Origin of the sequence: Thermogemmatispora aurantia (assembly GCF_008974285.1) — a bacterium.
Classification (GTDB): domain Bacteria; phylum Chloroflexota; class Ktedonobacteria; order Ktedonobacterales; family Ktedonobacteraceae; genus Thermogemmatispora; species Thermogemmatispora aurantia.
Map to the genome: position 1 here is coordinate 143,110 of NZ_BKZV01000003.1, position 24,916 is coordinate 168,025.

A 24,916-nucleotide genomic window follows, 5' to 3' on the forward strand; every position below is an offset into this window, starting at 1 on the left:
GCCTGAGCTGAGAGACGCAAGAGACAAGCAGAACAAGCTCATGCGTGCCACGCTGGCCCGATCAGGCTGAGGGCGGGGGACCGACAAATAGTATATCACATCGAGGGAGACGGCGGCATGGAGCGAGTCGCGGCGAGTGCCAGATGGGCCAGGCCGGCTCGATGAGCAGCCCCGCGCCTGAGCGCGCGCACAGGGACGAGTCGAGCTGGAGCTATCTCTTCCCTTCCCCGGGAGAGGCTCGTGAGGGGCGCCCAGTCGTGACTAATGCGGGTGGTACCACGGGAAGTCCTCTCGTCCTGCGCGGATGAGAGGTTTTTTTTCATACGGAGATCGGAGCTTGCAGGATGAAGACGAAGCTGATCTACCTGGAGAATAGCTATACCTTTGAATGCAGCGCCAAAGTCGTTGCCGCGGAGGGCGATGAGTTGGCCCTCGATGCCACCGTCTTCTATCCCGGCGGCGGAGGCCAGATGGCCGACCGCGGTACGCTCTCCTGGGATCACGGGCGCCAGCAGGCCAGTGTCATTGCCCTGCGCAAGCAGGGAGAGGTGGTCTGGCACCTGCTCGACAGTCCTCCCCCTCCCGTGGGCACCGAGGTAACGGCGCGCATCGACTGGGATTTCCGCTATCGCATGATGCGCACGCATACGGCTCTACACCTGCTCTGCGGTGTGATCTGGCAGGAGTTCCGCGTCCCAGTGACTGGAGGTCAGATGTACCCCGATCGGGCACGCATGGACTTCGCCATGGAGGGCCTGACCAGAGAGCGCCTGGCCTTTATTGAGCAGCGCGTCAATGAGGCCATCGAGGCCGATCTGCCTATCCGGGTCTATAACCTGCCGCGCGAGAAAGCCTTTGCCATCCCCGACCTGATCCGTACGCGCACCAACCTCTTGCCCCCAGACCTGGAGGAAGTGCGGATCGTGGAGATCGTTGGCCTCGATCTCCAGGCCGACGGTGGAACCCATGTCCGCCATACCAGGGAGGTCGGTGGCATTCGCATTGTCCGGGCCGAGAACAAGGGGCGGCTCAATAAGCGCCTGGAAATCCAGCTGGTTGATGAGCTACCAGGCTCCAATCCCAACGCTGCTCTGCCATGAGACCGCCGGGCGGGCGGCCCCCGGTCCGCCTCCCGCTCTCCGCCCTGCTCTCACGAGCAGCTTCACCGATCTGAGTAGGTCATTGTCCGCGTGAGGGCACGCTGCCACCGCGCTGGCTGTCGCCCCACCGGAGAACAGTCAGCCAGCGTTGAGGCTCAGCGATTGGCCAGCCGAGCAGCGGAGCGGGTGATGCACATACATCAGGCAGTGTAGAAACAAGGAAGCAGCAACAAAGCCAGACTTGGCTGAGCCAGGTCCAGCCGATGCCAGATAAGGCAAGGCAATCTGTCAGTGAGCGAGGAGGAAGCTGACGTGTCAGGTGAAGCAAGTGTCTTTCGGCCAGTAATCGCGGCTGACCGTGTCGACTATCCAGCGCTGGAGCACGAGATTCAGCGCTGGTGGGATGAGAACGGCGTGCTCCAGCGCTACGTGCACCGCAACGATCAGAGCGACAAGCAATATTCTTTTCTCGATGGCCCGATGACTGCCAACAACCCGATGGGCGTCCATCATGCCTGGGGCCGTACCTATAAGGATCTCTTCCAGCGTTTCAAGACCATGCAGGGCTACCGGCAGCGCTACCAGAACGGCTTTGACTGCCAGGGCTTGTGGGTGGAGGTCAATGTCGAGCAGGAGCTGGGCCTGAAGAACAAGCGAGAAATCGAACAGTTTGGCATCGCGCGCTTTGTCGAGCTGTGCAAGGAGCGCGTCTTCCGCTTCGCCCGCCGTATCACCGAGCAGTCGATCCGGCTGGGCTATTGGATGGATTGGGGCAACGACTACTACACGCTTTCCGATGAAAATAACTATACGATCTGGCACTTCTTGAAGCGCTGCTACGAGCGTGGCCTGATCTACAAAGGGCACGATGTCATGACCTGGTGCCCTCGCTGCGGTACCGGCATCTCCAATATGGAGACCCTCTCGGAGGACTGGCATGAGGTCAGCCATCTGAGCCTGTATGTGCTCTTCCCGCTGGTCGAGCGCCCGGGGGAGTTCCTGCTGGTCTGGACAACTACCCCCTGGACACTGGCCGCCAACGTGGCCGCTGCGGTCCATCCCGAATTGACCTACGTCAAAGTCGAGCAGGATGGGCAGATCTTCTATCTGGCGGAGGAGCGTCTGAATCTGCTGCGGGAGCTGCGCGGACGCGATAAGGGTGAGTATCGTATTCTGGAACGTCTCAAGGGCGAGCAGCTGGTGGGCTGGAGCTACCGCGGTCCTTTCGATGAGCTGCCCGCCGCTCAGGGCGTGAGCCATCGCGTTATCCCCTGGAAGGAGGTCAGCGCCAGCGAGGGAACGGGCATCGTCCATATCGCTCCAGGCTGTGGTCGTGAGGACTTCGCCCTCTCGAAGGAGTTCGATCTGGCGGTTCTGGCCCCAGTCGATGAATTTGGGGTCTATGTCGAGGGCTACGATTGGCTCACCGGCCAGTCGGTCTCGGAAGTGGCACGGCCTGTCGCCGAGAATCTGGCCCAGAAGGGTCTCCTCTATCGCTCGCAGAACTATCGCCACCGCTATCCGGTCTGCTGGCGCTGCAAGACCGAGCTGATCTTCCGCCTGGTCGACGAGTGGTATATCTCGATGGAGCAGCTGCGCTACGAGATCATGGAGGTCGCTCGCCAGGTCACCTGGATTCCGGCCTTTGGCCTGGAGCGCGAGCTGGACTGGCTGCGCAACATGGACGACTGGATGATCTCGAAAAAGCGCTATTGGGGGCTGGCGCTGCCGATCTATGAGTGCCAGCAGTGTGGTACTTTCGAGGTCATTGGCAGTAAGGAGGAGCTGCGCGAGCGCGCTGTCGAGGGCTGGGAGGAGTTCGAAGGCCATTCTCCGCATCGTCCCTGGATCGATGCCGTCAAGATCCGTTGCCGGCAATGCGGGGCCCTGGTCTCGCGCATCAAGGACGTGGGCAATCCCTGGCTGGATGCCGGCATCGTGCCTTTCTCAACGCTGGACTACCGCCACAATCGCGACTACTGGCGCCAGTGGTTCCCGGCAGACTTCGTGACGGAGTCCTTCCCGGGCCAGTTCAAGAACTGGTTCTATGCTCTCCTGGTGATGAGCACGGTTCTGGAGAGGACGACGCCCTTTAAAACCTTGCTCGGGTACGCGACTGTCCTCGATGAGGATGGCGAGATTATGCACAAGTCGAAGGGCAACGCTATCGACTTCGACGATGCCGCCGAGCGCGTGGGCGCCGATACGATGCGCTGGCTCTATACCAGTCAGGACCCCGAGCAGAACCTGCGCTTCCCGCGTATCCCTAGTCAGGAAGACGTCGAACGAGCCGCCCGCGAGGGCGTTCCGGTGCGCCTGAGCGAGAAGTGGATGCTGGTGCGTCGCGCCCTCGATAAGGTCTGGAACATCTACTGGTTCTTTGTGACCTATGCCAATATCGACAGCTTCGATCCGACGCGCTATCAGCTGGCTGTGGAGCGGCGCAGCAATCTGGATCGCTGGATTCTCTCGGAGCTGCAGCAGACGATTCTGGAGGTAACCGCCAGCCTGGAACGCTACGATAGCGCCCATGCCACGGAGTCTCTCCAAAACTTCATCGAGCATCTGTCGAACTGGTATCTACGCCGCAGCCGTGAGCGCATCTGGAAGTCGGAGCTCGATGACGATAAACTCGGCGCCTATCTGACGCTCTACGAGTGCCTGACAACATTGGTGACGCTGCTGGCTCCTTTTGTGCCGTTCTTCTCAGAGAGCCTCTATCAGAACCTGGTGCGCAGCGTTCAACAGGAGGCTCCTCTCAGTGTGCATCTGTGCGATTGGCCCCAGGCCCGCCAGGAGCTGATCGATGAGGCCCTGACACAGGATACGCACCTGGTGATGCGCGTGGTTGGCCTGGGGCGCGCTGCCCGCGAGAAGGCGCAGATCCGCGTGCGCCAGCCGCTCAATACGCTCTATGTGCGTCTGCCATCGCAGGCCGATCAGGAGGCGGTGCTGCGTCTGAAGGATCAGGTGCTGGAAGAGCTGAATATCAAGCGCCTGGAGTTGCTCAGCGACGATAGCGAGATGCTGGCCTATACCCTGCGTGCCCAGGCTCGGGTCCTGGGACCGAAGTATGGACCGCTGGTGCAGAAGATTCTGGCGATGTTGAAGAGTCTGGATGCGCACGCTGCCAGCGAAGCCGCCCGCCAGCTGCGTGAGCAGGGCGTCTTGACGCTGACGGTCGAGGGCCGCGAGATTACCTTGACGCCAGAGGAGGTGGAGGTCATCGCTACTGCCCGCCCCGGCTACGTCACCGCTGAGGAGCGTGGCGCGGTGGTGGTCCTGGAGACGACGATTACGCCCGAATTGCGCGAGGAGGGGCTGATCCGCGATCTGACGCACTATATCCAGGACATGCGCAAGCGGGCCAATCTGAAGATCGAGGACCATATCCAGCTGACCCTCTGCGCCGATGAGGAGCTGGCGGCAATGGTCCAGCGCCATGCCGCTGAGCTGCAGGAGGAGACGCTCGCCGATAGTTTGCACGTTGAGACAACGCCACTCGCTGAGCCACTGCCTGGCGAACTCTATCGAGAGACGCTTTCCCCTACCTCGCCGCGCAAGCTGGAGGGCTACACGGTCCAGGTGATCATCGCGGCCTCGCCATCCTCCGCTGTCAGGCACTAGCTCGGCTGCTCCTCCTGAACAGCTGGCTGCTTGCTGGCCTGGTAGGCTCGCTGAGCTACTGAGCCTGCCGGGCCAGGATCGCTCACAGCACGAGTCGGTATAGCCTGATCGGTTCAGCTCAGTACCAGACCGCTTCCTCAACCGTTCCTAAGCAACGGTGAGCCAAGCTCAACTGTGAAATATTGATATGGTCTGGGAACATTGCGATGGGTACGCTGCGATCTGCGTGGAAAGAGGCGGCTTGGGTCTTTGGACTCAGCCGTCTCTTGCTTCTCTTGATCACCTATGTGGGGGGAGTCCTGATCCGCCCCAAAAATATGGCCTCGATCCCTTGTGCGAACAGCGGGCTGCGCTTCTGCCTGCTCGGCTGGTACCACTGGGACGCTGATGCCTTCGGGCGCATTGCTCACGTGGGCTATCGCTCCGTGGCCGATGTGGCCTTTTTCCCGCTCTGGCCCTGGCTGATCCGCCTCGGCGCCGCTGCGCTGGGAGACCATTTCCCGCTGTCGTTCTTACTGTCGGAACTCCTGCTTTCGAATCTCTTCTTCTTCGTGTCCCTCATTCTGCTCTATGTTCTGGTCCGAGAGAGTCTGGATTTCGATCCGGTCCAGGCCCGCAAGACGCTCTGGTACCTGACCTTCTACGCCTATGCGATCTTTTTCTTCGCCGGCTACAGCGAATCTCTCTTCCTGCTGCTCACCCTGGCGATCTTCCTTCTGCTGCAGGGTAAGGCGCTGTGGCGCTGGTGGCTGGCGGGCCTGCTGGGGGGCGTTGCTGCTCTAACCCGCTCGACGGCGATCGTCTTGCTGGTACCCTTCTTGTTCTTCTATGTGGAACACTTCTGGCTCGCTCTCCCACTGTCGGCAGGCGCGGGCGAGACTACGGTGCCTCAGCCGTGGCGTCTCTGGCTGCGACGTTTGCTGGCCGCTCTGCCAGCCCTCGTCATTCCAGCGGCTCTGGCGGCCTACATGCTCTATCTTGGAGTGCGCTTCGGCGACCCGTTCATCTACAGCCGTATGGAGCGCACGGTCTGGGGGCGACAGTTTGAACTGCCCTGGGAGGCCTTCGGGCCAGCTCTGGGGGCCTTACTGACTGGTCCCTTGCATACTGAGATGGCGGTGCGCAATCTCATGGATCTGCTCTTTACCCTGTTCCCGCTGGGAGTGCTGGTGGTCGGCTGGCGCCAGCTCCCTATGGCGTACCGTTTCTTCTCGTTAGGATTGGTGCTTTTTGCTCTCTGCTTCCCGCTGAACAGCGGGGAGACGCTGGCTTCGCAGCCACGCTATATGATGATGGCCTTCCCGCTCTTCCTGGTGCTGGTGCGCTGGAGCAAGCGCTTTCCCAGCTGCGACCTGATCTACGGGGGCTTCTGCGCCCCTCTGTTTGCGTTGAATGCCCTGCTCTTTACCTTGCATTATTGGGTTGCCTGAGTCGACTCCTTCAGTGGATGGAAGCCCAGCGGCTTCTCCGTCTTGGCCACTGCTGGCAAGGTTGCCTTTGCTAGCCTGGCAAAGAGAGAGGTGAGGTGCTATAGTTAACAATACCCCTGTTCTCTTGCCAGCTTCCCGGCCTGCCCAAGGGGGGAGGACAGGAGTGGGTTCCAGCGACGGGCAGGTTGCTGGAGACGGAGAAGGGAGGCTTGAGGCAAGAGCGAGCGGCGCAAGCGCGGAAGGAGCAGATAGAGCGTGGCAGAAGAGCTGGTCCGTGATCCGTTACTGGGTGAGCAGCGGCTCAGCGAGCCTGTGCTACTGGCGGTGCTTGGCTCAGCGGCGTTGCAGCGTTTGAAAGGGGTCCATCAGGCTGGGGCCTCTTATCTGGTGCGCGAGGGGCGTGATACAACGCGCTATGAGCACTCCGTGGGGGTGATGCTGCTGATTCGCCTCCTCGGGGGCAGCCTGGAAGAGCAGCTGGCTGGCCTGTTACATGACGTCTCTCATACCGCCTTCTCCCATGTCGCAGACTATTTGTTTGCCTGCTACGATGAGGACTATCATGAGCAACACCTGCGCCAGGTGATCGAGCGTTCGGATCTCCCCGCGCTTCTGCATTCCTCCGGGCTGGACCTGAAGCGGATTCTCGCTTTTGAGCGCTGGCCGCTTTTGGAGCAACCAGCACCTGAGCTGTGCGCCGATCGGGTGGATTATACGCTGCGCGATCTGTGGCATGCGGGCTATCTGACGCAGGTTGACGTGAAGCGCTTTCTGCAGACACTCCGCGTGCGGGAGGGGCGCATGGTCGTGGCTGGGCGCGAGGCGGCCATCTGGTTTGTACGCCAGTATGTGCGTCTGGTGACGGAGCTGTTTATGCATCCGTTGGAGATGTTTGCCGACTATCAACTGGCACGGGCCTTGCGCCTGGCTTTGAATGAGGGCCTGCTGCGCGAGGAGGATCTGTTCACCGAGGATGCAGACCTGTTAGCCCGGCTCCGTCAGATGGCTCACCCGGAGATCGCACGCTGCCTGAGCTTGCTGCGGCCTGGTCTGGAGGTGATGGAGGTCTCGGCAGACCAGCTTTTCGATGTCTATGCTCGTGTGAAGCCGCGTATGGTTGATCCGCTGGTGCTGTTGGAGGATGGCAGTCTGGTCCGCTGCTCGGCGCTCGATGGGGAGCTGGCGGCACTACAGCAGGCTGTGTTGCACAAGGCCCAACGAGGTAGTTATCTGCGCCTGCGCGGCTAAGCCGATGTCTGATCCTCAGCCGCTTTTGCTCGCCTTCCCCCATCAAGCGCTGAGTAGCCTGGCGCTGAGCCGTCTCGGCTTAGGAGACCAGACCTTTGCGGCGCATTTGCTCCAGGTCGTCGCGCGCTGGCTCCAGAGGGCTGAGACCAGCCAGAGCACAGGCCCGTCCGATGAGAGCAAAGCCGAGCCGCAGGCCCTCGACGAGACGGGGAGGCTCGGCGGTCGCCAGCGCACTCAAGCAGGCTTGCTGCTGCTCAACGGCCTGCTCCTCGCCAACGGCCTGCTGGTAGCCTGCCAGCAGGGCCTGATGAGGCAGGAACTCCTCGTACGGCAATCGGTGGGTAGTAGCCAGCAGCAGCAGCCAGTAGCCGACCTGACTGCCCTCCAGGATGGTATCGGCCTGCAGATCCCGATGACGATGCGTTCCCTGGAGCACGCCCATCAGCTCCTGCAGCTCATCGGCCAGCCGCCCGAGGAGGTAGGTTGGACTGTGCTCCTGAAGCAGGCGCGAGGTGTGTGACTGCTCGCTCAGATCGTGGTCGCGCAGATACTGGTAAGCCGTGTAGAGCTGGCGCAGCAGCGTCTCCAGTTGCCTGCTTACGGCTTCGTCTGCCCCGGCCTTCCCTCCTCTACTCACCTCCTCCGGCGAGGCTTCCTGTTGGCTCTGCTGCAGGTCCGTCACCGGCTGCCTCTGCGGGGTAGAATGACCATAGACTGCCACCGGATCGAAGACCCGGCTCGCAACCACCTCGTAGCGATCGTCAGGAAGCAGACGGCGGTAGTAGCAGCTGCGATAGCCTTCATGGCAGGCTGCCCCACCCTCTTGGACGACGCGGATGAGCAGGCTATTCTCTTCGCAATTGACAAAGATGGCGCGCACCTGCTGCCTGTGCCCAGAGTGCTCGCCCTTGCGCCAGATCTTCTGGCGTGAGCGGCTATAGAAGTGGGTGTAGCCGGTTTCGCGCGTCAGGCGCAGAGCCTCCTCATTCATGAAGGCCACCATCAGCACCTCATTGCTCTCATCATCCTGGATGACCGCTGGCATCAATCCCTGGCGGTCAAACCTGAGCGTCATTGCGCTTCTCCTCCTCTGCCTGCTTCATCCCAGCGCACAGCCACCCCGCGCTCGCGCAGGTAGCGCTTGGCATCGGCGATGCGGTACTGGCCAAAGTGAAAAATCGAAGCAGCGAGCACGGCATCGGCGCCCCCACTGATCAGCCCCTCATAGAGATGCTCAAGCGTTCCAACGCCGCCCGAAGCGATCACTGGTACGTTGACGGCCTGCGTGATGCGGGCTGTCAGGGTGAGATCATACCCCTGCTGCGTCCCATCGCGGTCCATGCTGGTCAGCAGGATCTCGCCCGCGCCCAGCTCGACGCCACGGCGGGCCCAATCGATAGCATCGAGGCCCGTTGGTGTACGGCCTCCATGAATGTAGACCTCGTAACCACTGGGCATGGCTGGATTGCTGCGGGCATCGATAGCGAGCACAATGCATTGGGAACCAAACTGTTCGGCTCCCTCGCGCAGCAGCTCGGGCTGCTGTACTGCCGCGGTATTCAGCGAGGTCTTATCAGCCCCCGCCCCCAGGGTGGCGCGAATGTCCTCCACGCTGCGGATGCCTCCGCCGACTGTCACCGGAATAAAGACCTGCTCAGCTGTTCGGGCGACCACATCGAGCATGGTCTTGCGTTGCTCATAGGAGGCCGTGATGTCGAGAAAGACCAGCTCATCTGCTCCCTCGGCGTTGTAGAAAGCCGCCAGCTCGACCGGGTCGCCGGCGTCGCGCAGGTTGAGGAAGTTCACCCCCTTTACGACGCGCCCCGCGGCTACATCCAGGCAGGGAATGATGCGTTTCGTTAACATCGCTATCCCTTCCTTATATACTCAGCTCCACTCGGTGTGATCAGGCCCCGGACTCCGTCATCGGCTCGCAAGACGCGGCGCAGGCCAGGGCCGCCGTCAGGTCCACATCTCCCGTATAGAGGGCCTTCCCGATAATGACCCCCTCGACTCCCAGGCGAGCCAACGAGCGGATATCTTCCAATGAGCGCACTCCCCCGGAGGCGATCAAAGCCCGCGCGGGCCGGGCCTGTCTCACCACCTGCTGCATAGCCTGCAGCGCCTCCAGATTCGGCCCGCCCAGCGTTCCATCGCGTGCGATATCGGTGTAGATAAAGCGGGCCACACCCAGCGCGCACAACTGGGCGGCCAGCTCCACGGCGGCAATGCGCTCCGTTTGCTGCCAGCCGGCCACCGCCACCAGGCCAGCTCGGGCATCCAATCCCACAGCGATACGCTCGCCCCAGCGCTGCAGCGCCTCAGCCAGCAAAGCAGGCTGCCGTACGGCGCTGGTCCCCAGCACCACGCGCTCAATACCAAGAGAGAGCACGTGCTCGATGCTGGTCAGATCGCGCAGGCCGCCGCCCAGCTCAATCTGTAGCGTGGTAGCGGCCCGAATCCGCTCGACAGTAGCCAGATTAACCGGCTGGCCCTGGGCCGCACCGTCCAGATCAACCAGATGCAGCCAGCGCGCCCCGGCCTCCTGCCAGCGCTGGGCCACCGCCACTGGGTCGTGGCTATAGACCGTAGTCTGGCGGTAATCACCCTGGTAGAGACGGACGCAGCGCCCCTCGCGCAAATCAATGGCGGGCAAGACGATCATGGAACACGCTCCCCCACCCAGCGTACGAAGTTCGCCAGCAGGCGTAGCCCCATCGCTCCACTCTTCTCGGGATGGAACTGCGTTCCCCACAGGTGGTCACTGACAATGACGCTGCAATAGGGCGTGCCATAGTCGGTGACGGCAGCCACGCCAGAGGGATCACGCGGCTCAACATAATAAGAGTGAGCGAAGTAGAAGAAGGCCCCGGCAGGTATGCCTTTAAATAGAGGCAGGTCCGGGCGGAGGGGCTGGACCTGGTTCCAACCCATGTGTGGGATCTTCGGCCCCTGGGGAATACGCCGGACCTCACCGGCGAAGAGGCCTAAGCCCTCAACCTCGCCTTCCGCATGGTGTTCGGCCAGCAGTTGCATCCCGAGGCAGATGCCCAGGAACGGTCGCCCGCGGGCCGTAGCCTCCCGAATAGCTTCATCGAGGCCGGTGGCCTTCAAACGCTGCATAGCGGCCCCGCCGGAGCCAACCCCTGGCAGCACCACTGCCCGCGCGCGTGCCACTGTGGCCGGATCTGCAGTCACCGTGGCCTGCGCGCCGACATGCTCCAGGGCCTTCTGAATACTGCGGAGATTGCCAGCCCCGTAGTCAATAATAGCGATCATAGTCGTCGCTCTTCCTCTTCTCTCTCCTCAAACTGTCCAGACGCTCTGCTCAAGATCTCACACGGCGCTCTCTTCTTCAACCGCCGTCTACCAGGAGCTCATGCCAGGGCAGCAGGCCGAGATTGCCCAGTGTCACCGCCTGTGTCAGCCCCAGCCAGCAGACCGTTGCTGGGATGCGCCCGCGATCCAGGAGATTGATAGTCAGCAGCGGGCAGCAGAGCAGGGCCAGAGCCAGCCGGCGCTCCCAGTCGGCGGGCAAGGCCCCCTCATCCCTGAGCCAGGTGAGTAGGGGACGCAGCAAAGTGCGGAGCTTCGTTGTCAGAATCGCCTGACGGATGGGCGCTGGCTGATAGGTATGCGTGACCTCAAGCCGCTCGCCATCCCTGCCACGGCGCAGGGCTACGCTCAGCGTCAGGGCCTGAGCCGTCTCCCGAGGAAAGTACATCCAGCTGGCGAAAACATTGTGGTAGAGCGGCTTGACCACATCCAGCAGCGCTGCATGCCGACCCGCAAAAGCCGGATCAAAGTAGAGATAGTCGCGTTCGTCCTCCAGGAAGACATTGCCGAAGTGGGCATCTCCGTGCCCGATGACTGTCAGCGCCGCCTGTCGCGGGTGGAGTCGGTTCTGGGCTTCCTCCAGCAGCTCCCCCAGCGTGCGCGAGAGCGCTTCCCCATTGACCACCCAGCGGCACCTGAGCAGATCCTCAAAGCGAATTTCTTCCTGATCAGAGCCGCCAGATCCTGGCAGCGGGATGGCCTGACCACGGTAGAAGCTGCTGAGACGCCCGCCGGTCAGTCGATGCCAGAAGAGCTGATGAACCGGCGCGGTGGCATGCTCATCCGCGCTGCTGAGACGCCCAGTGGCGCGGTAAATCTCCAGCAGGCGCTCACAGGCGCGGCGTTCGGCGGCCACCAGGGTCTGTGCTGGGACTGGGGAGGGTGCCCCCGTCTCGACAGCGCGCATCAAATCGAACATCACCGGCCAGCGCACCAGTGGATAAATGACCATCTGGCGCCCCTCCTGGCGGACCACACGCAGAGGCAGCACCATGTTGTAGCCTGCCTCGTGCAGCAGCTCGGCATGGTAATACTCGGAGAGCGCACTTTGCTCCTCCACATGTGTCTTGAAAAAGTAGCGCTCGCCGTCCTGCTCGTAGGTACCGTTAAACGAATTCAGCGAGACAGGGCGCGGCGTCAGTGTCACCTGCCCGGTCAGCAGATCGAGCTGACGGGCGAACCACAGGCGCAGCAGACGCTCCGCCTTGTCGCGAGCCTCAAACTGCAGATGCTGGATCGTCTCCAGTCGCTCCACCTTGGCCAGCAGCGCAGGCAGCTGACGCACATCCTCAATCACAAAATCTGGCTCACAGGCCAGCAGGCGCCGCCGCGCCTCCTCACTGCGTGCTCCGCTGAGCGTCGCCACGGTCAAGGCGCCAGCGGCACGCCCGCCAAGCATATCCCCTGACGAATCGCCAACCACGATGAATGGAGGCTTGCTGCGCGCCAGCTCCTCGGCAGTGGGGCCGCGATGATCAAGGGCATAGAGAAACTGGAAGGGGTGGGGTTTGCTCAGCAAGGTGGTATCGCCCTGGCGCCGCAGCCCGGCCTCTGCCATCTCGACTGCATCATAGGTACAGATGTGTTCAGCCTCGAAGCACGAAAGCAGATCATAGGCTTGCAGCGGCAGCGCGGCCTCCTGATAGACTCGACCCGTAGCCAGACCCAGCTCATAGCCCGACCTCCGCAGGCTATCCAACGTCTCCCTGAGTGCCTCGGGAGGCAGCAATGGGCGCTCGAAATGGATACAGCCCGGTTTGCCCGTCTGAGCAGGAGGGTGGCCATAGGTACGGCTGTAGAGCGCCTCCCCAAGGTACCATTCCTGGAAAAGCGAGCGGCAGAAATCCCAAAAAGGGCTGAGGCGCGAAAATACTCCTTCGATGGGCAGACCCAACCTGGCGCTCGCGTAGGCATCGTAGCGATTGAGCAGATCCAGCCCCATGACGCCGGCGAAGAGCGTCTCAGCGAAGGGGGGTCCACTGGCCGTCAGGAGCACCGGCTCCTGGTCGGAAGCAGCGCGCCGGGCGGTCAGCGCCTGGCGCAGGCGGGCCAGCCAGACCTCTTCCCAGGGCTGCAGTGGCAGGAGCGGCTCGCGGTCGGCAGGAGACAGCTGCCCCAGCAGGGCAATCAGACGCCAGCAGACTGCCGCATAGCAGGTGTCCCAGTTCGAGTTGATCGCCAGGGCCTTGTAGAGAAGAATCTCCTCCTCCGGCAGCGTGGCCCGGCTCAGGCGACGACTCTCCTCGGGGTCGGTCACCGGCGCGTAGTCGCCCTGACCTGTCACATTCCAGTAGCGGGGGCTGTAGAGTAGCTCATGCAAGGTCAGACCCGCCGCGTCCCAGTAGGCCTCTTCGCTGGTAATGACTCCATCTAAATCAAAGACAATCAGCGTCTTCACCGTCGTCGCGCCATCCTCTCGCTCAACTGCCGCAGGCTGGCCGGTTCCTGGCCGAAACGGTACGCCAGCGGCGTCACGTCGATCTGCTCGGCCCCCACGCTGCGCAGAGCGGTGATGATCTCCAGCAAGTCCGCCACGGCCTCACCCATGCGAATCACCCCCGAGACGCGGCAGCGCTGGGCCTGTGGATCGTCCGTCGACTCCGAGCTGCCAATATGGTACTCGAATCCTGGGACTAACCGCTTGAGGTGCATGCTCAACAATGAACTGACCTCTTCACCACTTCCCGGCACATAGGCCGTCAGCAGAACGCGGTTGCGCGCCTGCAGGCGGGCGGTGATCAGTTCCAAAAGCAGGCGGGCGACCTTGAGAGCCTGGGGATGCTCGGCCAGCAGGCGCACGTTGCCGATCAGACACGCCTGGGAGCGCAGTACAATACCGTCTTCAAGCAGTTTCAGATGGTTTTCACGCAAGGTCGTGCCCGTTTCCGTCAGGTCGACGATCAAATCGGCGACCCCCGTCAGGGGTGCGGCCTCCAAGGCCCCGTGTGGCATCACGATCCGGCAGTGAGAAATGCCGTAGCGGCGTAGAAAGCGCCGCGTCAAAGCCGGGTACTTGGTGGCGATGCGTAGCCCCCGGCCCTTCTGGGCCTGATAGTAGCCCGCCAGATGCCAGAGATCAGCGCACGTATTGACATCGATCCAGGTCTCGGGCACCGCCACCACCAGTCGGCAGGAGCCGTAACCGAGATCACGCTCCAACACCATCAGATCGTCATCGCTCTCCTCATTTTCCTCCGCCTCTTCATCGGTCCCGCGGTACTCGGCGAAGAGGTCGTAGCCCGTGATCCCGAGAATGGCGTCCCCATCGTGCACCAGGGCTGGGATGTCTGCGGCACGCTGAAAGACCACCTCCAGCTCCGGTAGGCTGCTGATGCGCGCCAGATACTGACGCGGATTGCTGCGCTGGACCTTGAGACCACACTCGGCGAGAAAGGTTAGCGTGGCCGCCTCCAGCGTTCCCTTCCCAGGCAAGGCCAGGCGCAGCTGGGGCAATTCTGGGGCCGGAGCCATTCGCGACGCGCTCATGCTCGATCCCCTCCTTCCCGTAGGGCCACGGCCAGGTCACGGTAAGTAACCAGGCGTTCCTTCCCCGAGAGCAGATCATGCAGCCTGATCGTGTTGGCCTGGCGTTCCTCCTCACCGACGATCAGAGCCAGCCGGAAGCCGCGCTGGGAAGCCTGGCGCAGAGCATTACTGACTCCACGGGCGTTCACATCTAGCTCTGCGATGATGCCGCCCTCGCTGCGGGCCAGGCGCGCCACATGGCAGGCATAGGCCAGATCATGCTTGCCAACCGGGATCACCAGTGCCTGCGTCCGCCCAGGCTGATGCCACTGGCTGGCAGGCATCGAAGAGATGAGTCGCTCCAGGCCAAAGGCGAAACCGCACGCGCGCACTCCGCGCGTCCCCCCGACTGCCTCGACGAGATGGTCATAGCGTCCTCCGCCGCACAACTGCAGGTCGAGGCCCTCCTCATCGCTGGCATGGATCTCGAAGAGCAAGCCCGTATAGTAACTCACCCCGCGCCCCAGGGCCAGATTGAGCGTAATCTGCCGGCGGTCAACCCCTGTCACCTCCATCAGCGTGGTCACCAATTGCTCTAGCTCCTCCAGCGGGTCGTCATCAAGCTGATAGCTTTGGAGCAATTGGCGCAGCTCCTGAAAAACTTCGGGCGGTGGGCCGGCCAGCGCCCGCAGCCGGCGCAGAAACTCCAGCGCGCTAAAGACCAGCGCCCGCTGCTCACTGCGCCCAATCTTCCAGAGAAAGCGCTCGACAATCTCACGGCGGCTGTCCTCGTCGCCGAATGGCAGGCTGAAGCTGTTCAGGAGTGCTGCCACCAGCTGGTTCGAACCATCGGAGCTGGCCAGGCGCCGCCCTCGAGCGGCCTCAGCTGCCGGCAGCGAGGGAGTGAGCGACCGCTCGGGATAGAGCGCCTCCAGACGGGCCTGTGCCGCCTGCTCTCCCTCTGGGGAACGACTGATCTGCTCCATCAGGCTCAGGAGCAGACGTGCTGTCTGAACATCCAGATGCAGGCGCTCGATAAAGCCGCTGGCGACCCCGACATGGCCCAGCTCAAGACGGTAACGGGTGATGCCCAGTTCATGCAAAATATCGCAAGCCAGCTGCACGATTTCGCCATCGGCGCGCAGCGGTTGGCCGCCAAAGAGCTCGACCCCCAGCTGCGTGTGCTGCCGGTAGCGTCCCCGTCCCGGCGCCTCGTAGCGGAAGACTGGTCCGACGTACTGAAAGCGCAACGGCAGCGGGGACTGCTGATAATGTTCTAAATAGAGACGGCAGATTGAGGCGGTATATTCCGGTCTTAGACACAATTCGCGTTGGTGGAGCTGGAAGGCATAGAGGTTCTGCCAGGCCTCTTGACCGAAGCTCGCCTGGAAGAGGTCGCTGCGCTCCAGCGCCGGCGTATCCACCGGATCGTAGCCGGCCTTCTCCAACAGAGCGCGCACGCGATCCACCACCTGCGACTGCCGACGGTAGGCCTCGGGCAGCACATCATGCATCCCGCGCAGGCGCTCGATACGCTTCTTCATAGCAACTCTCATTCCCCCACTAGAGTCATGCCCGGTCCCCCGTAACCAGTCTGCCAGGCGGACCGCTGCAGGCCCGGGGTGCGCCGCGCCAGGGAGAGCACAAGCAAGGCGCCACTTTCATACGTCCTTCCCTGGACCTGCGGCCCGGATGCGCGCCTGGGCAGATAGATGGGTGCGCCATTTCTCCTCTCTCCTGGTACTCGTCCGGCGCACCCATTCGAAGCTCCGCTCCGATAGGCCAGGGCAGGAAAGCACCGGTCGCGCTAGGCCGATGGCTGGCGTGTTCCTCGCACAATCATCGTTCCCGCCCCTTGATCGGTGAACAGCTCACGCAGCAGCACATGAGGCTCGCGGCCATCGACGATATGCACGCGGGGCACAGAGCGCAGGGCGTCCAGGCATGCTGCGACCTTGGGGATCATGCCGCCCTGGATCACGCCCTCGTCGATCAAACGCAGCGCCTCCTCTTCTGTCAGCTCCGAGATGAGGCTGCCATCGGGGCGACAGATTCCCACCACGTTACTCAAGAAAATCAGCTTCTCGGCATTGAGGGCGCCCGCCAGGTGGGCCGCTACAACATCCGCGTTGATATTGAGGCAGGTGCCGTCAGGCCCCTGACCAAGGGGCGCAATAATTGGAATATACCCCTGCTCGACCAGCACCTGCACCAGTGTGGGATCAACCTCCTCGACCTCGCCGACAAAGCCCAGACGTTCATCCGCGATCCGCGCGCGTACCAGACCAGCATCGGTCCCACACAGGCCAATGGCTTTACCGCCCATCTGCGAAGCCATCAGGACCAGCCCCTGATTGACTTGCCCCAACAGCACCATGCGCACCACTTCCAGCGTCTGGGCATCGGTCACCCGCAGACCATTTTCGAAGCGGGTGGGGATCTGCAAGCGCTTGAGCCACTCATTAATATAGGGGCCGCCACCATGCACCAGGACCGGCCTGGCGCCGAGGGCGCTGAGCCAGATAATATCCTGTAAGACCACCTGCTGGTGCTCCAGCGTGCTCCCCCCCAATTTTATCACAAGGATTTTCCCCTTGAGGTAATCGATATATGGAAGCGCCTCGCGTAAAACCTCGGCGATGAGATGATGATCACTAATGATATCTCCATCAGGTGTCCTAGAAAACGCAATAGCCATCTCTCTGCTAACTCCTCGTCAGACCGTCGTCAAACACATTTCAGCCGGCGCCGGCAGGACTGTAACGTTGTTGCCCTTTCTTTCAACGCGGGTGGGTTGCTTCCTGCGCTTGCCCAGTCAGATCAGGTGCTGGCCTTCTGCCGCCTGAGTCAGCGGTGGACCGGGGAGCGAAGGAGCGTTCCACTCGCATATAAGCGTGTCAAGGATAGATTGCTCCCCCCTGCAGGCCACAGCGCTCATCGAAGCCAAACATGCAGTTGGCATTTTGCAGTGCCTGCCCGGAGGCACCCTTGACCAGATTGTCGAGGCAGGAGAGCACCAGCAGCCGCCCGCTGCGCTCATCCACTGTGGCATACAGCAGGCAATGGTTACTGCCATAGGTCCACTTCGTATGTGGCGGTTGATCAACAACGTGAACAAACGGCTCGCCAGCATAATAGTCACGGTAGAGCGCCTGGACCTGGGAGCTGGTTGGCAGGCGGCCAGAGCCATCGGGCTGCAGCTCCGCATAGCAGGTAGCCAGGATGCCACGCGTCATAGGTGTCAAGTGGGGGACAAAGGTCAGGCGCAGGCCCGACTCATAGGTCTGGCCGGCGGCGCGGGCCGCCGTTTCTAGCTCTTGCACAATCTCGGGCCAGTGGCGGTGCCCCCCGAGGCTATAGGCGCTCAAATCCTCATTGGCCTCGGCATAGTGGGTATCCAGGCGCAGGCCGCGCCCGGCCCCGCTTACTCCTGACTTCGCATCGACGATCAGGTCCCGGCTGACGAGGCCCGCCGACAGAGCTGGCAGCAGGGCCAGAATGATCGCCGTCGCATAGCAGCCAGGGTTAGCCACCAGCGCCGTTGTGCGGATACGCTCGCGATAGCGCTCACACAATCCATAGACGGCCTGCTCCAACAAGGCAGGAGCCGGATGCGTATGCTTGTACCACTCCTGATAGAGGGAAGGATTGCGCAGGCGGAAATCAGCGGAGAGGTCCACCACCCGCGTGCCGCGCTGGAGCAGAGCCTGGACCGCCTCGGCGGCAGCGGCGTGGGGGAGACAGACAAAAGCCAGCTCTGTTGCCTCTGGCTCCTCCATAATCTCCAACTCGGCCAGGTGGCGTGCCTCCTCCTGGCAGGCGCCACCGGCCAATGCGTACAACTGGGGAAAGACCTGACCCAGGCGCTGGCCAGCAGCGCTGCGCCCTGTCACCGAAGTGACGCGAAAGTGAGGGTGATTGGCCAGCAGCCTCAGCAGCTCCAGACCGGTATAGCTGGTAACATTGAGAATCGAAACGCTCACCATTGACAACACGCTCCTGAACTCCTGGGCTGTAGCGAGGAACGAGGGCTGCATACGCGCTGGCCGACTGGCCTGACGGTGGCCGCCATCTCGACATGGCGGCGCAACTGCCCGCCAGCCCTCCGAGAAGCCAGCCGGTCAGAGAAACCAAATAAAAACGCCCTCGTCCCTGACCACCATGCATCGAAGGGACGAGAGCCGACAGAAACGCTCCCGCGGTACCACCCTGCTTGTCACCACCTGCAGCGCAGCCTCGGCCTGGCAGCGCAGTGGTCTGCAGCTCCGCTCTACTCAGGCGACAGCAGAGCGCTCATCCACCGTCTTGCTCGCTGTCTGGTTCTACCCACCCCCAACGTCCCGCCTGTTGTTGCCGCCTGCTGAGCCGATCCAACGTAGCCAGCTCGCTTCCCCCAGGCCCTCCGTCAGTCGACCACGCCACCAACGGGCCAGCGCTGCAGTCTGCTCATGCCAGCACCCGAGATTCCTCACCTCATCGTGACGAACTGTGCTGTGACCACTCTTGCTGGTTATACTGCTGCGTGGGGACCACCCACCTGGCCTACTTGCCCACAGCCGACCGTCTCTCTCTTGCGGCGAGCAAGAGAAAACGCGGCAACCTGGACTTTCTTCGGCCAGCCGCTCACGAACGGGTTCTGAGCCGACGGGTCCCTGCCGAACTCTCACCGCTCTTCGGCTCGCTGTTGGTCGTCGGACTCATACTGGTTTCGCTCAACGCGGGACAGACTTGTATGCACTTGTTATTGTTCTAAAGGATAGCAGCAGTGGCTTGCGTTGTCAACCACTGGATGAAAGAGCTGCGGTTTTCCTTCCTTTCCTGCCCTTTTCTACTGAGCCGACAATCGGGTATATTACTGGGGGTGTGCTGCCTGGCGGCAGCGGCGAGCGGCCAAAAGCACCCGCCGTGGCCGGCCACCCACCCATCTCCATTATGAGCACTGACTGACAGATGAGGATGAGGAACGAAGCGTATGTTCGCAGCACGAGAGGCACATCGGGAGAAGATGCTTGTCGCGCTCTCCTCGGTGGGGGCGGCGGTTGGGCTGACCGCCCTCAAGCTCGTAGCTGGTTTGCTCAGCGGCAGCCTGGGAATCCTGGCTGAGGCGGCCCACTCCGGCCTGGACCTGGCGGCGGCTCTGATGACCTTCCTGGCGGTCCGGGTCGCTGACCGGCCCGCCGATGCCACCCATAATTATGGCCATGCCAAGATCGAGAACCTCTCAGCGCTCTTCGAGGCCATCCTGCTGCTGGCTACTGCTCTCTGGATCATCTATGAAGCCCTGCGCCGCCTGATTCTAGGGGAAGGCCATGTCGAGGCAAGCATCCTGGCGCTCCTGGTAATGACCATCTCGATTGCTGTCGACATTACTCGCTCGCGTGCCCTGCTGCGCGTGGCACGTCGTCTAGGCAGCCAGGCCCTGGAGGCCGATGCCCTCCACTTCAGCACCGATATCTGGAGTTCTGCCATTGTCATTGCGGGCCTGCTGGTCCTGCGCCTGGCCGAGCTCTGGCATCTGCCATCCTGGGTCAAGCAAGCTGACGCCATTGCCGCGCTTGGGGTCTCGCTGATCGTGATCTACGTAGCGCTGCGCCTGACGCGCGAGACGGTTGACGCCTTGCTCGATCGTGCCCCCGAGAAGCTGCTGCAGCACCTGGAGGCAGCCATCCGGCAAGTTGAGGGAGTCAGAGAGCTGCGGCGGATACGCGTGCGCCGCGCTGGCAATAAGATCTTCGCCGATGTGGTGGTGGCCGCCCCACGCTCTTTCACGTTCGAGGAGACGCATGCTCTCAGCGAGCGCGTCGAGCAGGCCGCTATCGCTGGGGTACATGCTCACGCTCCCCAGGCGGAGGCTGATGTGGTCGTTCATCTGGAGCCGGTGGCCAGCGCCGAGGAGACAGTGCGGGAGCAGATCCACTATCTGGCCCAACAGCAGGGGATTCGGGCCCACGATATTCGCGTGCGCGAGGTAGGGGGCAAGCTGGAGGCAGACTTTGACATCGAAGTGGAGGCCGATATGGACCTGGCCAGCGCGCATGCGGCGGCCACGCGTCTTGAAGAGGCGGTCTTGCGTGGCAATGCCCAGTTGCAGCGTGTCACCACGCACCTGGAAGCGCCAACCGCGACGATCGAGCGACGCCAGGATGTAACAAGCGACTATCCTGAGATGGTCCAGCACATTCGCCAGCTTGCCGATGCCGTGGCCGGCCCAGGGAGCGCTCACGACATTCACCTCTACCGCTCCTGCCGGGCAGAGGAGCGAGCCACCGGGGCTGAGCCTTGCAAGGGGCGGCGACAAGGCGAAAGGCTGGCAAGCGCAAACGGGCGCGAGGATGAGCTGGATCTTGTCCTCCATATCACCTGTGCCCCCGAGATACCGCTGAGCCAGGCCCATCTCAAAGCCGAGGAGGTGCAGCGCGCCCTGCGTCAAGAGTATCCCCGCCTCGGCTCGGTCGCTATCCATACGGAGCCGCCGGAGTGATCGCCGGATCCCCTCTTCCTTCCAGGCCAGACCGCCACGCCGCCTCACTACGCTCCGTCTGACTGCGAGCGGGGAACGGAACGGTGGCCGGCCACCGTCTGTGGCAGGTCCCTCTCAAGCAAGCGGAAGAGATCAGCGCTGTTTGCTGGCCCGCAAGGCGTCGACCCGCTGGAGGAGTTCCTCCAGAGAGAGCGCGCTCAAAGTCTCCAGTTGCAAATCGGGCGTGGCTTCATCGGAGAAGGGAGCATGGCGGGTGAGCACACTGGGGATGGCCACACAGAAGATGCCCGCCCGCCGTGCCGCACGCACCCCATTGGGCGAATCCTCCAAAGCGATGGCCTCCTCAGCCCTGACTCCCAGGCAGCTCAAGACCGCCAGATAGACCGCCGGGTCAGGTTTGGTCACCTGGACATCGTCGCCACAGCAGATACACTGGAAGCGTGAGTGGAGGCCGAGACGTTCTAGATGGCCCACAACCCAGCGCCGCGATGAGGAGGAGGCCACTCCCAGACGCAGACCAAGCCGCTGAGCCGTCTCCAGGTAGTCCAGCACCCCCTCGGCTACGGGCTGCCCTTCTAGGAGCTGGCGGCAGCGCTCTCGCCGGCTTAGCCGCAGCGACTCGCGCTCCTCCAGAGAGAAAGAACGCCCCAGGCGACGCTCTAGCTCGCGTAGGGGATCAAAGGGGTTGGAAGTGGGACCAATGCCGATGTAGGGGAGCCAGGCTTCCAGTTCGAAGCGCTGGCCGTAGCGCTCGTAAATCTCCTGCCAGGCCAAAAACTCCGGCACCTCTGTTTCGAGAATGAGACCATCGAAGTCGAAAATCAGGGCAGTAATCATGTCCTCCTTGGCCGGGCAGCGCTCCCGAGTCAGGCGTGGTCACGAGCAGGCGTGAAGCCGCCCTCCGCAGGAGCGTTGCCCAATCACAGGCAAAAATAGGCCGCGCCGACCTGCTGCACCCCTGAGCCGGGGCCGGATCGCGCAGGGTCGGGTGAGGCTGATAGCTCTGCCTTAAGCATACCACATCAAGCGGGCAGTCTGTCTGCCCTGGCTCTGACGCTGTCTGCTTCAGACGTCCACGCTCCTCGCTCTTCAGACCAGGTCCAGGGGCGAGCTTTCTTCGCTAGGCTACAAACTGGTTGCTATAGGCGGCACTGACATCGGGCACAGCCGGAATCAGCTTCAGGGCGGCCATAAAGGTGGCCGTGGCCTGCCAGGTGGCAGGATCATTGTAGCCAAGGTGGCCAGTGCCACGCCAGATAGGGATCGTCGCTTGCAGCACGTCCCTGGCCCTGGCAAGGTCCATGCCGGGCACATAGCTCTTGCTCAGCTGCAGGGCCTCCTCGGGATTGGCAATGACCTCGCGCAGCCCCCGCAGCGTTGCCTGCACGAAGGCCCGCACCATTTGTGGCTGCTGACGCAAGGTGGTCTGCAAGGTCACGATGCCGTTCGAAACCAGCGGCTGGTAGTCCGAGACCTCAAAGGTGCGCACGGGAAAGCCCTGACGGCGCAGCTGCAGTGGCTCATTATTCGAATAGCCCATCACAGCGTCGACCTTATGGCCAAGCAAGGCGGCAACCTGAGTGAAGCCAATGGACTGCAGGTGAATGTCGTTGACGCTCAGGTGCTCGTGGTAGAGTAGCGCCAGCAGCCCGACATAGGTCGCGCCATAGGGGCCAGGCACCCCGACGCTGTGGCCTTTTAGGTCAGCCAGCGTGCGGATCGGCGAGTCTGCCGGCACGATCAGACAGACCGGATAGCGCTGGAAGATGGTGGCCACGTTGACGGCTGGCACTCCCTTGCTGCGAGCCGTCAGCTCCTCATCGCCGCTGGCGAAGACAAAGGTGTTGCGTCCCGCCACCATCGACCCGACAAGATCGGTGACGATTCCATGATTGAAGGTCACGTTCAGCCCTGCCTGGCTGTAGTAGCCTTTGGCTTGGGCGACGTAGAAGGGCGCGAACTGAATATCCGGGATGTAGCCCAGACCGATGGTGACATCCGTCAGCGTCTTTTCCCCATTGGATGCGGACGAGCCTTGCCCTGCCGACTGGCCACAGGCACCGAGCAAGAGGAAAAATACAAGCAGGCAACTAACAAACACAAAATGCGTGATCTTCCGCATAAGGCACAAAATCCCCCATACATACAACACAACAGAGCTTGCTTGTCGTGGGTGAGCGACTGACTGGGCATAGGAGCGGCACGCTGGCTGGCCAGCGGCGCCGAGCAGTGTGGTAGGGAGGCCGAAGCGGGACCTTTAATAGACGGCTTCGGCCAGTTTGCTCAGCAGCCAGGCAAGACCGTAGTAGACTGCCGCCAGCGCGGCGAGCAACGCCAGTGTTGCGAACATAAACGGTGTATCATATTGATGCTGTCCTTGCAAGATGAGGCCCCCTAGCCCCTGATTGCCGCCGGCGACAAACTCGCCCACCAGGGCGCCGGTGATCGAGAGCGTCAGCCCAGTGCGCACCGCTGCCAGGATGGCTGGCAGCGCCAGGGGAAACTCGATTGCGGTCAGCAATGACCAGCCGGCGGCCCCGTCAACGCGCGCCGCATCCACAATGGAGCGATCGATGGTGCGCACACCCAGTGCTGTGGTGATCACCATTGGAAAGAGCACTACCAGCATACACAGAATGACCGTCGGAAGCAAGGTATAGCCCAGCCAGAGCACGAGGAAAGGGGCGATGACGATAGCCGGGATGGCCTGTCCGGCAGCCAGGTAGGGCTGGATGGTAGCGGCGATCAGGCGTGATTTGGCCAGGCCATAGCCCAGCGGCAGCCCGATGAGGACCGCCAGTAGGAAACCCAGGAGACTTTCTTCAATGGTGGCCAGGGCGTTGGCCTCGAAGAGGCCGGAGCTGAAGCCGTCCAGCAGGCGCTGCCAGACGTCGGCAGGGGACGGTAAGAAGAGTGGATTGATATGCCCGTAGGCACTGCCGAAGTACCACAGGCCCAGCAGCACGATTGCCACCAACAGGGGGGGTACCAGGGCCAGGGCTGTAGCCTGTCGACGGCGGGCCTTCTGGACGTTGGTGGCCTGCGTGCTCATGAGACCTGTCTGCTCCGCGGCCTCTCTCTGCAGGCCCTGGCGAGGCAGATCGAGAGAGAGCTGCTTTCTGGCTGAGGTAGAAGTGTCGATACCCATCATGGCCCTCGGTGATCCGTTCTCGTGACAGCGCCGCAGCTGCTCCCGCGGCGGACCGCAGTACACACGGACCTGCACGGTCACGTCCAGGGAAACAACAGTCACACTGTCAGTTCAACCGACCCGGGGAGCATGTGAGGGAGACGCAGGAAAGCGCTGACGGAGAGCGTGACCAGTCTGACCGGTCGGCTGCGCTGCTCCAGTCGCCTGCTGCTGGTAGCAAGCGGAGGATCAACTCGTCCGTTTCGCGAGATACCAAGCCTTCTCCCATCCGGACTGTTACCGTCGGCTTCGGCCTCTCACCGAATCCATCGCTGGCGCCGGTCACCGGTAGCCTGTTGGCCATCAGGGTGGTTCGTCCTGACGGCCAGTCTGGCCACTCTCAACGACGCGCAGCGAGTCGCGGGCTCGGCAGCTCACACGCGGCTGTGGCATAGTAGGGAACACGCAGGTGTGTTAGCCTGCTGGCGTGTAGCCGCCATACCGCCGGTCGGGAATTGCACCCTGCCCCGAAGGTCTTGTTTTCGTCTTTGTCGATATTATGACACAGAGCGCAGGAGCGGTGCAAGAGGGCGTGTGTGGATGGCCAGCAAGCCGTCACGTCAGCGCGACCCGCCTGGAGCGGGAGCCGTCCTCTTCTTGGCCACTCCCAGACGAGTGCCTGCGCTGCTGGGCTTAGCCTTGGGCGCCGGTCTGTGCCGCCTTCGCCCCACTTTCTTCGAGCAGCACGAGCAGCAGGCCCCCCATCAGCCCCAGATTCTTGAAAAACTGCGTCTGCTGAGCCTGATGGGTCTGGGGATCACGCTCCTGCCAGAACGGGTGGCCGACGATGGTCGTAGGGACCAACGAGGCGAGCAGGACGGCGGCGGCCAGACGCGGAAACCAACCCAGAGCGAGGGCACTGCCAGCAACCACCATCGTGGCGCCGTTGAGCACGACGGCACGCTCTGGCTGAGGAACGCCAAAGCGTGCGACCCGCGCCGGGCGGCCTCCGGGATTAAGAAAGGCGTCTGCTCCCCCTTTGATGAAGATCACTGCCAACAGTGAACGTGCCAGTGCTCGGATCATAGGTGTATTTCAT

General features: G+C 62.4%; 18 protein-coding genes and 1 riboswitch. Of the genes, 5 read left to right on the forward strand and 13 right to left on the reverse strand.

Annotated elements, in window-relative coordinates:
• Nucleotides 1-344 precede the first annotated feature (344 nt).
• The 4 genes from KTAU_RS10310 (at nucleotide 345) to KTAU_RS10325 (ending at nucleotide 7,405) form a co-directional block, all read left to right on the forward strand.
• Nucleotides 345-1,100 carry an alanyl-tRNA editing protein gene (locus KTAU_RS10310; RefSeq protein ID WP_151728316.1) on the forward strand — a complete coding sequence of 252 codons (756 nt, stop codon included), beginning with the start codon at nucleotides 345-347 and terminating at the stop codon, nucleotides 1,098-1,100.
• Nucleotides 1,101-1,412: 312 nt separating this feature from the next.
• Complete coding sequence (ileS, locus tag KTAU_RS10315; RefSeq protein WP_151728317.1) at nucleotides 1,413-4,727, forward strand: isoleucine--tRNA ligase; 3,315 nt, start codon at nucleotides 1,413-1,415, stop codon at nucleotides 4,725-4,727.
• 206 nt (nucleotides 4,728-4,933) lie between these two features.
• A complete protein-coding gene (locus KTAU_RS10320; protein ID WP_151728318.1) occupies nucleotides 4,934-6,157 on the forward strand; it encodes a mannosyltransferase family protein in 1,224 nt (407 codons plus the stop codon).
• A 255-nt stretch (nucleotides 6,158-6,412) separates the two neighbouring features.
• Complete coding sequence (locus tag KTAU_RS10325) at nucleotides 6,413-7,405, forward strand: HD domain-containing protein (RefSeq protein WP_151728319.1); 993 nt, start codon at nucleotides 6,413-6,415, stop codon at nucleotides 7,403-7,405.
• A 79-nt stretch (nucleotides 7,406-7,484) separates the two neighbouring features.
• Here the strand turns inward: KTAU_RS10325 and hisI are convergent, their stop codons facing one another.
• The 9 genes from hisI to argC all read right to left on the reverse strand — a co-directional run bounded on the left by hisI (nucleotide 7,485) and on the right by argC (nucleotide 18,192).
• Nucleotides 7,485-8,480 (reverse strand): phosphoribosyl-AMP cyclohydrolase, encoded by a 996-nt coding sequence (hisI, locus tag KTAU_RS10330; RefSeq protein ID WP_151728320.1) that lies wholly within the window; start codon nucleotides 8,478-8,480, stop codon nucleotides 7,485-7,487.
• Complete coding sequence (hisF, locus tag KTAU_RS10335) at nucleotides 8,477-9,271, reverse strand: imidazole glycerol phosphate synthase subunit HisF (protein ID WP_151728321.1); 795 nt, start codon at nucleotides 9,269-9,271, stop codon at nucleotides 8,477-8,479. Before hisF ends, hisI begins: the two co-directional genes overlap by 4 nt.
• Nucleotides 9,272-9,311: 40 nt before the next feature.
• The gene (hisA, locus tag KTAU_RS10340) at nucleotides 9,312-10,070 is read right to left on the reverse strand and encodes a 1-(5-phosphoribosyl)-5-[(5-phosphoribosylamino)methylideneamino]imidazole-4-carboxamide isomerase (RefSeq protein WP_151728322.1); all 759 of its coding nucleotides are present in this window, start codon (nucleotides 10,068-10,070) and stop codon (nucleotides 9,312-9,314) included.
• A complete protein-coding gene (gene hisH, locus KTAU_RS10345) occupies nucleotides 10,067-10,684 on the reverse strand; it encodes an imidazole glycerol phosphate synthase subunit HisH (protein ID WP_151728323.1) in 618 nt (205 codons plus the stop codon). Before hisH ends, hisA begins: the two co-directional genes overlap by 4 nt.
• A 76-nt stretch (nucleotides 10,685-10,760) precedes the next feature.
• Nucleotides 10,761-13,139 carry an HAD family hydrolase gene (locus KTAU_RS10350; protein ID WP_151728324.1) on the reverse strand — a complete coding sequence of 793 codons (2,379 nt, stop codon included), beginning with the start codon at nucleotides 13,137-13,139 and terminating at the stop codon, nucleotides 10,761-10,763.
• Nucleotides 13,136-14,227, reverse strand: coding sequence for an ATP phosphoribosyltransferase (gene hisG, locus KTAU_RS10355; RefSeq protein WP_151728325.1), 1,092 nt, complete (start codon nucleotides 14,225-14,227; stop codon nucleotides 13,136-13,138). Before hisG ends, KTAU_RS10350 begins: the two co-directional genes overlap by 4 nt.
• Nucleotides 14,224-15,750 carry a histidine--tRNA ligase gene (locus KTAU_RS10360; RefSeq protein ID WP_170293205.1) on the reverse strand — a complete coding sequence of 509 codons (1,527 nt, stop codon included), beginning with the start codon at nucleotides 15,748-15,750 and terminating at the stop codon, nucleotides 14,224-14,226. The genes hisG and KTAU_RS10360 overlap by 4 nt, the downstream gene beginning before the upstream one ends.
• A gap of 263 nt (nucleotides 15,751-16,013) precedes the next feature.
• Nucleotides 16,014-16,904, reverse strand: a complete 891-nt coding sequence (argB, locus tag KTAU_RS10365; RefSeq protein ID WP_112426523.1) for an acetylglutamate kinase — start codon at nucleotides 16,902-16,904, stop codon at nucleotides 16,014-16,016.
• 199 nt (nucleotides 16,905-17,103) lie between these two features.
• Nucleotides 17,104-18,192, reverse strand: coding sequence for an N-acetyl-gamma-glutamyl-phosphate reductase (gene argC, locus KTAU_RS10370; RefSeq protein ID WP_151728327.1), 1,089 nt, complete (start codon nucleotides 18,190-18,192; stop codon nucleotides 17,104-17,106).
• A gap of 986 nt (nucleotides 18,193-19,178) precedes the next feature.
• Here argC and KTAU_RS10375 point away from each other — a divergent pair.
• Complete coding sequence (locus KTAU_RS10375) at nucleotides 19,179-20,687, forward strand: cation diffusion facilitator family transporter (RefSeq protein ID WP_151728328.1); 1,509 nt, start codon at nucleotides 19,179-19,181, stop codon at nucleotides 20,685-20,687.
• Between the two features lie 132 nt (nucleotides 20,688-20,819).
• On the opposite strand, the gene KTAU_RS10380 is transcribed toward KTAU_RS10375, so the two are convergent.
• The 4 genes from KTAU_RS10380 to KTAU_RS10395 form a co-directional block, all read right to left on the reverse strand.
• Nucleotides 20,820-21,524 carry an HAD family hydrolase gene (locus KTAU_RS10380; RefSeq protein WP_151728329.1) on the reverse strand — a complete coding sequence of 235 codons (705 nt, stop codon included), beginning with the start codon at nucleotides 21,522-21,524 and terminating at the stop codon, nucleotides 20,820-20,822.
• A 283-nt stretch (nucleotides 21,525-21,807) separates the two neighbouring features.
• Nucleotides 21,808-22,809, reverse strand: coding sequence for an ABC transporter substrate-binding protein (locus KTAU_RS10385; RefSeq protein ID WP_151728330.1), 1,002 nt, complete (start codon nucleotides 22,807-22,809; stop codon nucleotides 21,808-21,810).
• 135 nt (nucleotides 22,810-22,944) lie between these two features.
• On the reverse strand, nucleotides 22,945-23,739 hold the full coding sequence (locus tag KTAU_RS10390; protein ID WP_170293206.1) for an ABC transporter permease: 795 nt from the start codon (nucleotides 23,737-23,739) through the stop codon (nucleotides 22,945-22,947).
• A gap of 351 nt (nucleotides 23,740-24,090) precedes the next feature.
• Nucleotides 24,091-24,356: riboswitch (FMN riboswitch) on the reverse strand.
• 154 nt (nucleotides 24,357-24,510) lie between these two features.
• On the reverse strand, nucleotides 24,511-24,903 hold the full coding sequence (locus KTAU_RS10395) for a DoxX family protein (protein ID WP_069801222.1): 393 nt from the start codon (nucleotides 24,901-24,903) through the stop codon (nucleotides 24,511-24,513).
• Nucleotides 24,904-24,916 lie beyond the last annotated feature (13 nt).

What these genes read in the sequence shown, in the direction of transcription:
- KTAU_RS10310 (WP_151728316.1), top strand. Translation starts at nt 345, where the DNA reads ATGAAGACGAAGCTGATCTACCTGGAGAATAGCTATACCTTTGAATGC.
- KTAU_RS10320 (WP_151728318.1), top strand. Translation starts at nt 4,934, where the DNA reads ATGGGTACGCTGCGATCTGCGTGGAAAGAGGCGGCTTGGGTCTTTGGA.
- hisI (WP_151728320.1), bottom strand. Translation starts at nt 8,480, where the DNA reads ATGACGCTCAGGTTTGACCGCCAGGGATTGATGCCAGCGGTCATCCAG.
- hisF (WP_151728321.1), bottom strand. Translation starts at nt 9,271, where the DNA reads ATGTTAACGAAACGCATCATTCCCTGCCTGGATGTAGCCGCGGGGCGC.
- hisA (WP_151728322.1), bottom strand. Translation starts at nt 10,070, where the DNA reads ATGATCGTCTTGCCCGCCATTGATTTGCGCGAGGGGCGCTGCGTCCGT.
- hisH (WP_151728323.1), bottom strand. Translation starts at nt 10,684, where the DNA reads ATGATCGCTATTATTGACTACGGGGCTGGCAATCTCCGCAGTATTCAG.
- hisG (WP_151728325.1), bottom strand. Translation starts at nt 14,227, where the DNA reads ATGAGCGCGTCGCGAATGGCTCCGGCCCCAGAATTGCCCCAGCTGCGC.
- KTAU_RS10360 (WP_170293205.1), bottom strand. Translation starts at nt 15,750, where the DNA reads ATGAAGAAGCGTATCGAGCGCCTGCGCGGGATGCATGATGTGCTGCCC.
- argB (WP_112426523.1), bottom strand. Translation starts at nt 16,904, where the DNA reads ATGGCTATTGCGTTTTCTAGGACACCTGATGGAGATATCATTAGTGAT.
- argC (WP_151728327.1), bottom strand. Translation starts at nt 18,192, where the DNA reads ATGGTGAGCGTTTCGATTCTCAATGTTACCAGCTATACCGGTCTGGAG.
- KTAU_RS10375 (WP_151728328.1), top strand. Translation starts at nt 19,179, where the DNA reads ATGTTCGCAGCACGAGAGGCACATCGGGAGAAGATGCTTGTCGCGCTC.
- KTAU_RS10380 (WP_151728329.1), bottom strand. Translation starts at nt 21,524, where the DNA reads ATGATTACTGCCCTGATTTTCGACTTCGATGGTCTCATTCTCGAAACA.
- KTAU_RS10385 (WP_151728330.1), bottom strand. Translation starts at nt 22,809, where the DNA reads ATGCGGAAGATCACGCATTTTGTGTTTGTTAGTTGCCTGCTTGTATTT.
- KTAU_RS10390 (WP_170293206.1), bottom strand. Translation starts at nt 23,739, where the DNA reads ATGAGCACGCAGGCCACCAACGTCCAGAAGGCCCGCCGTCGACAGGCT.
- KTAU_RS10395 (WP_069801222.1), bottom strand. Translation starts at nt 24,903, where the DNA reads ATGATCCGAGCACTGGCACGTTCACTGTTGGCAGTGATCTTCATCAAA.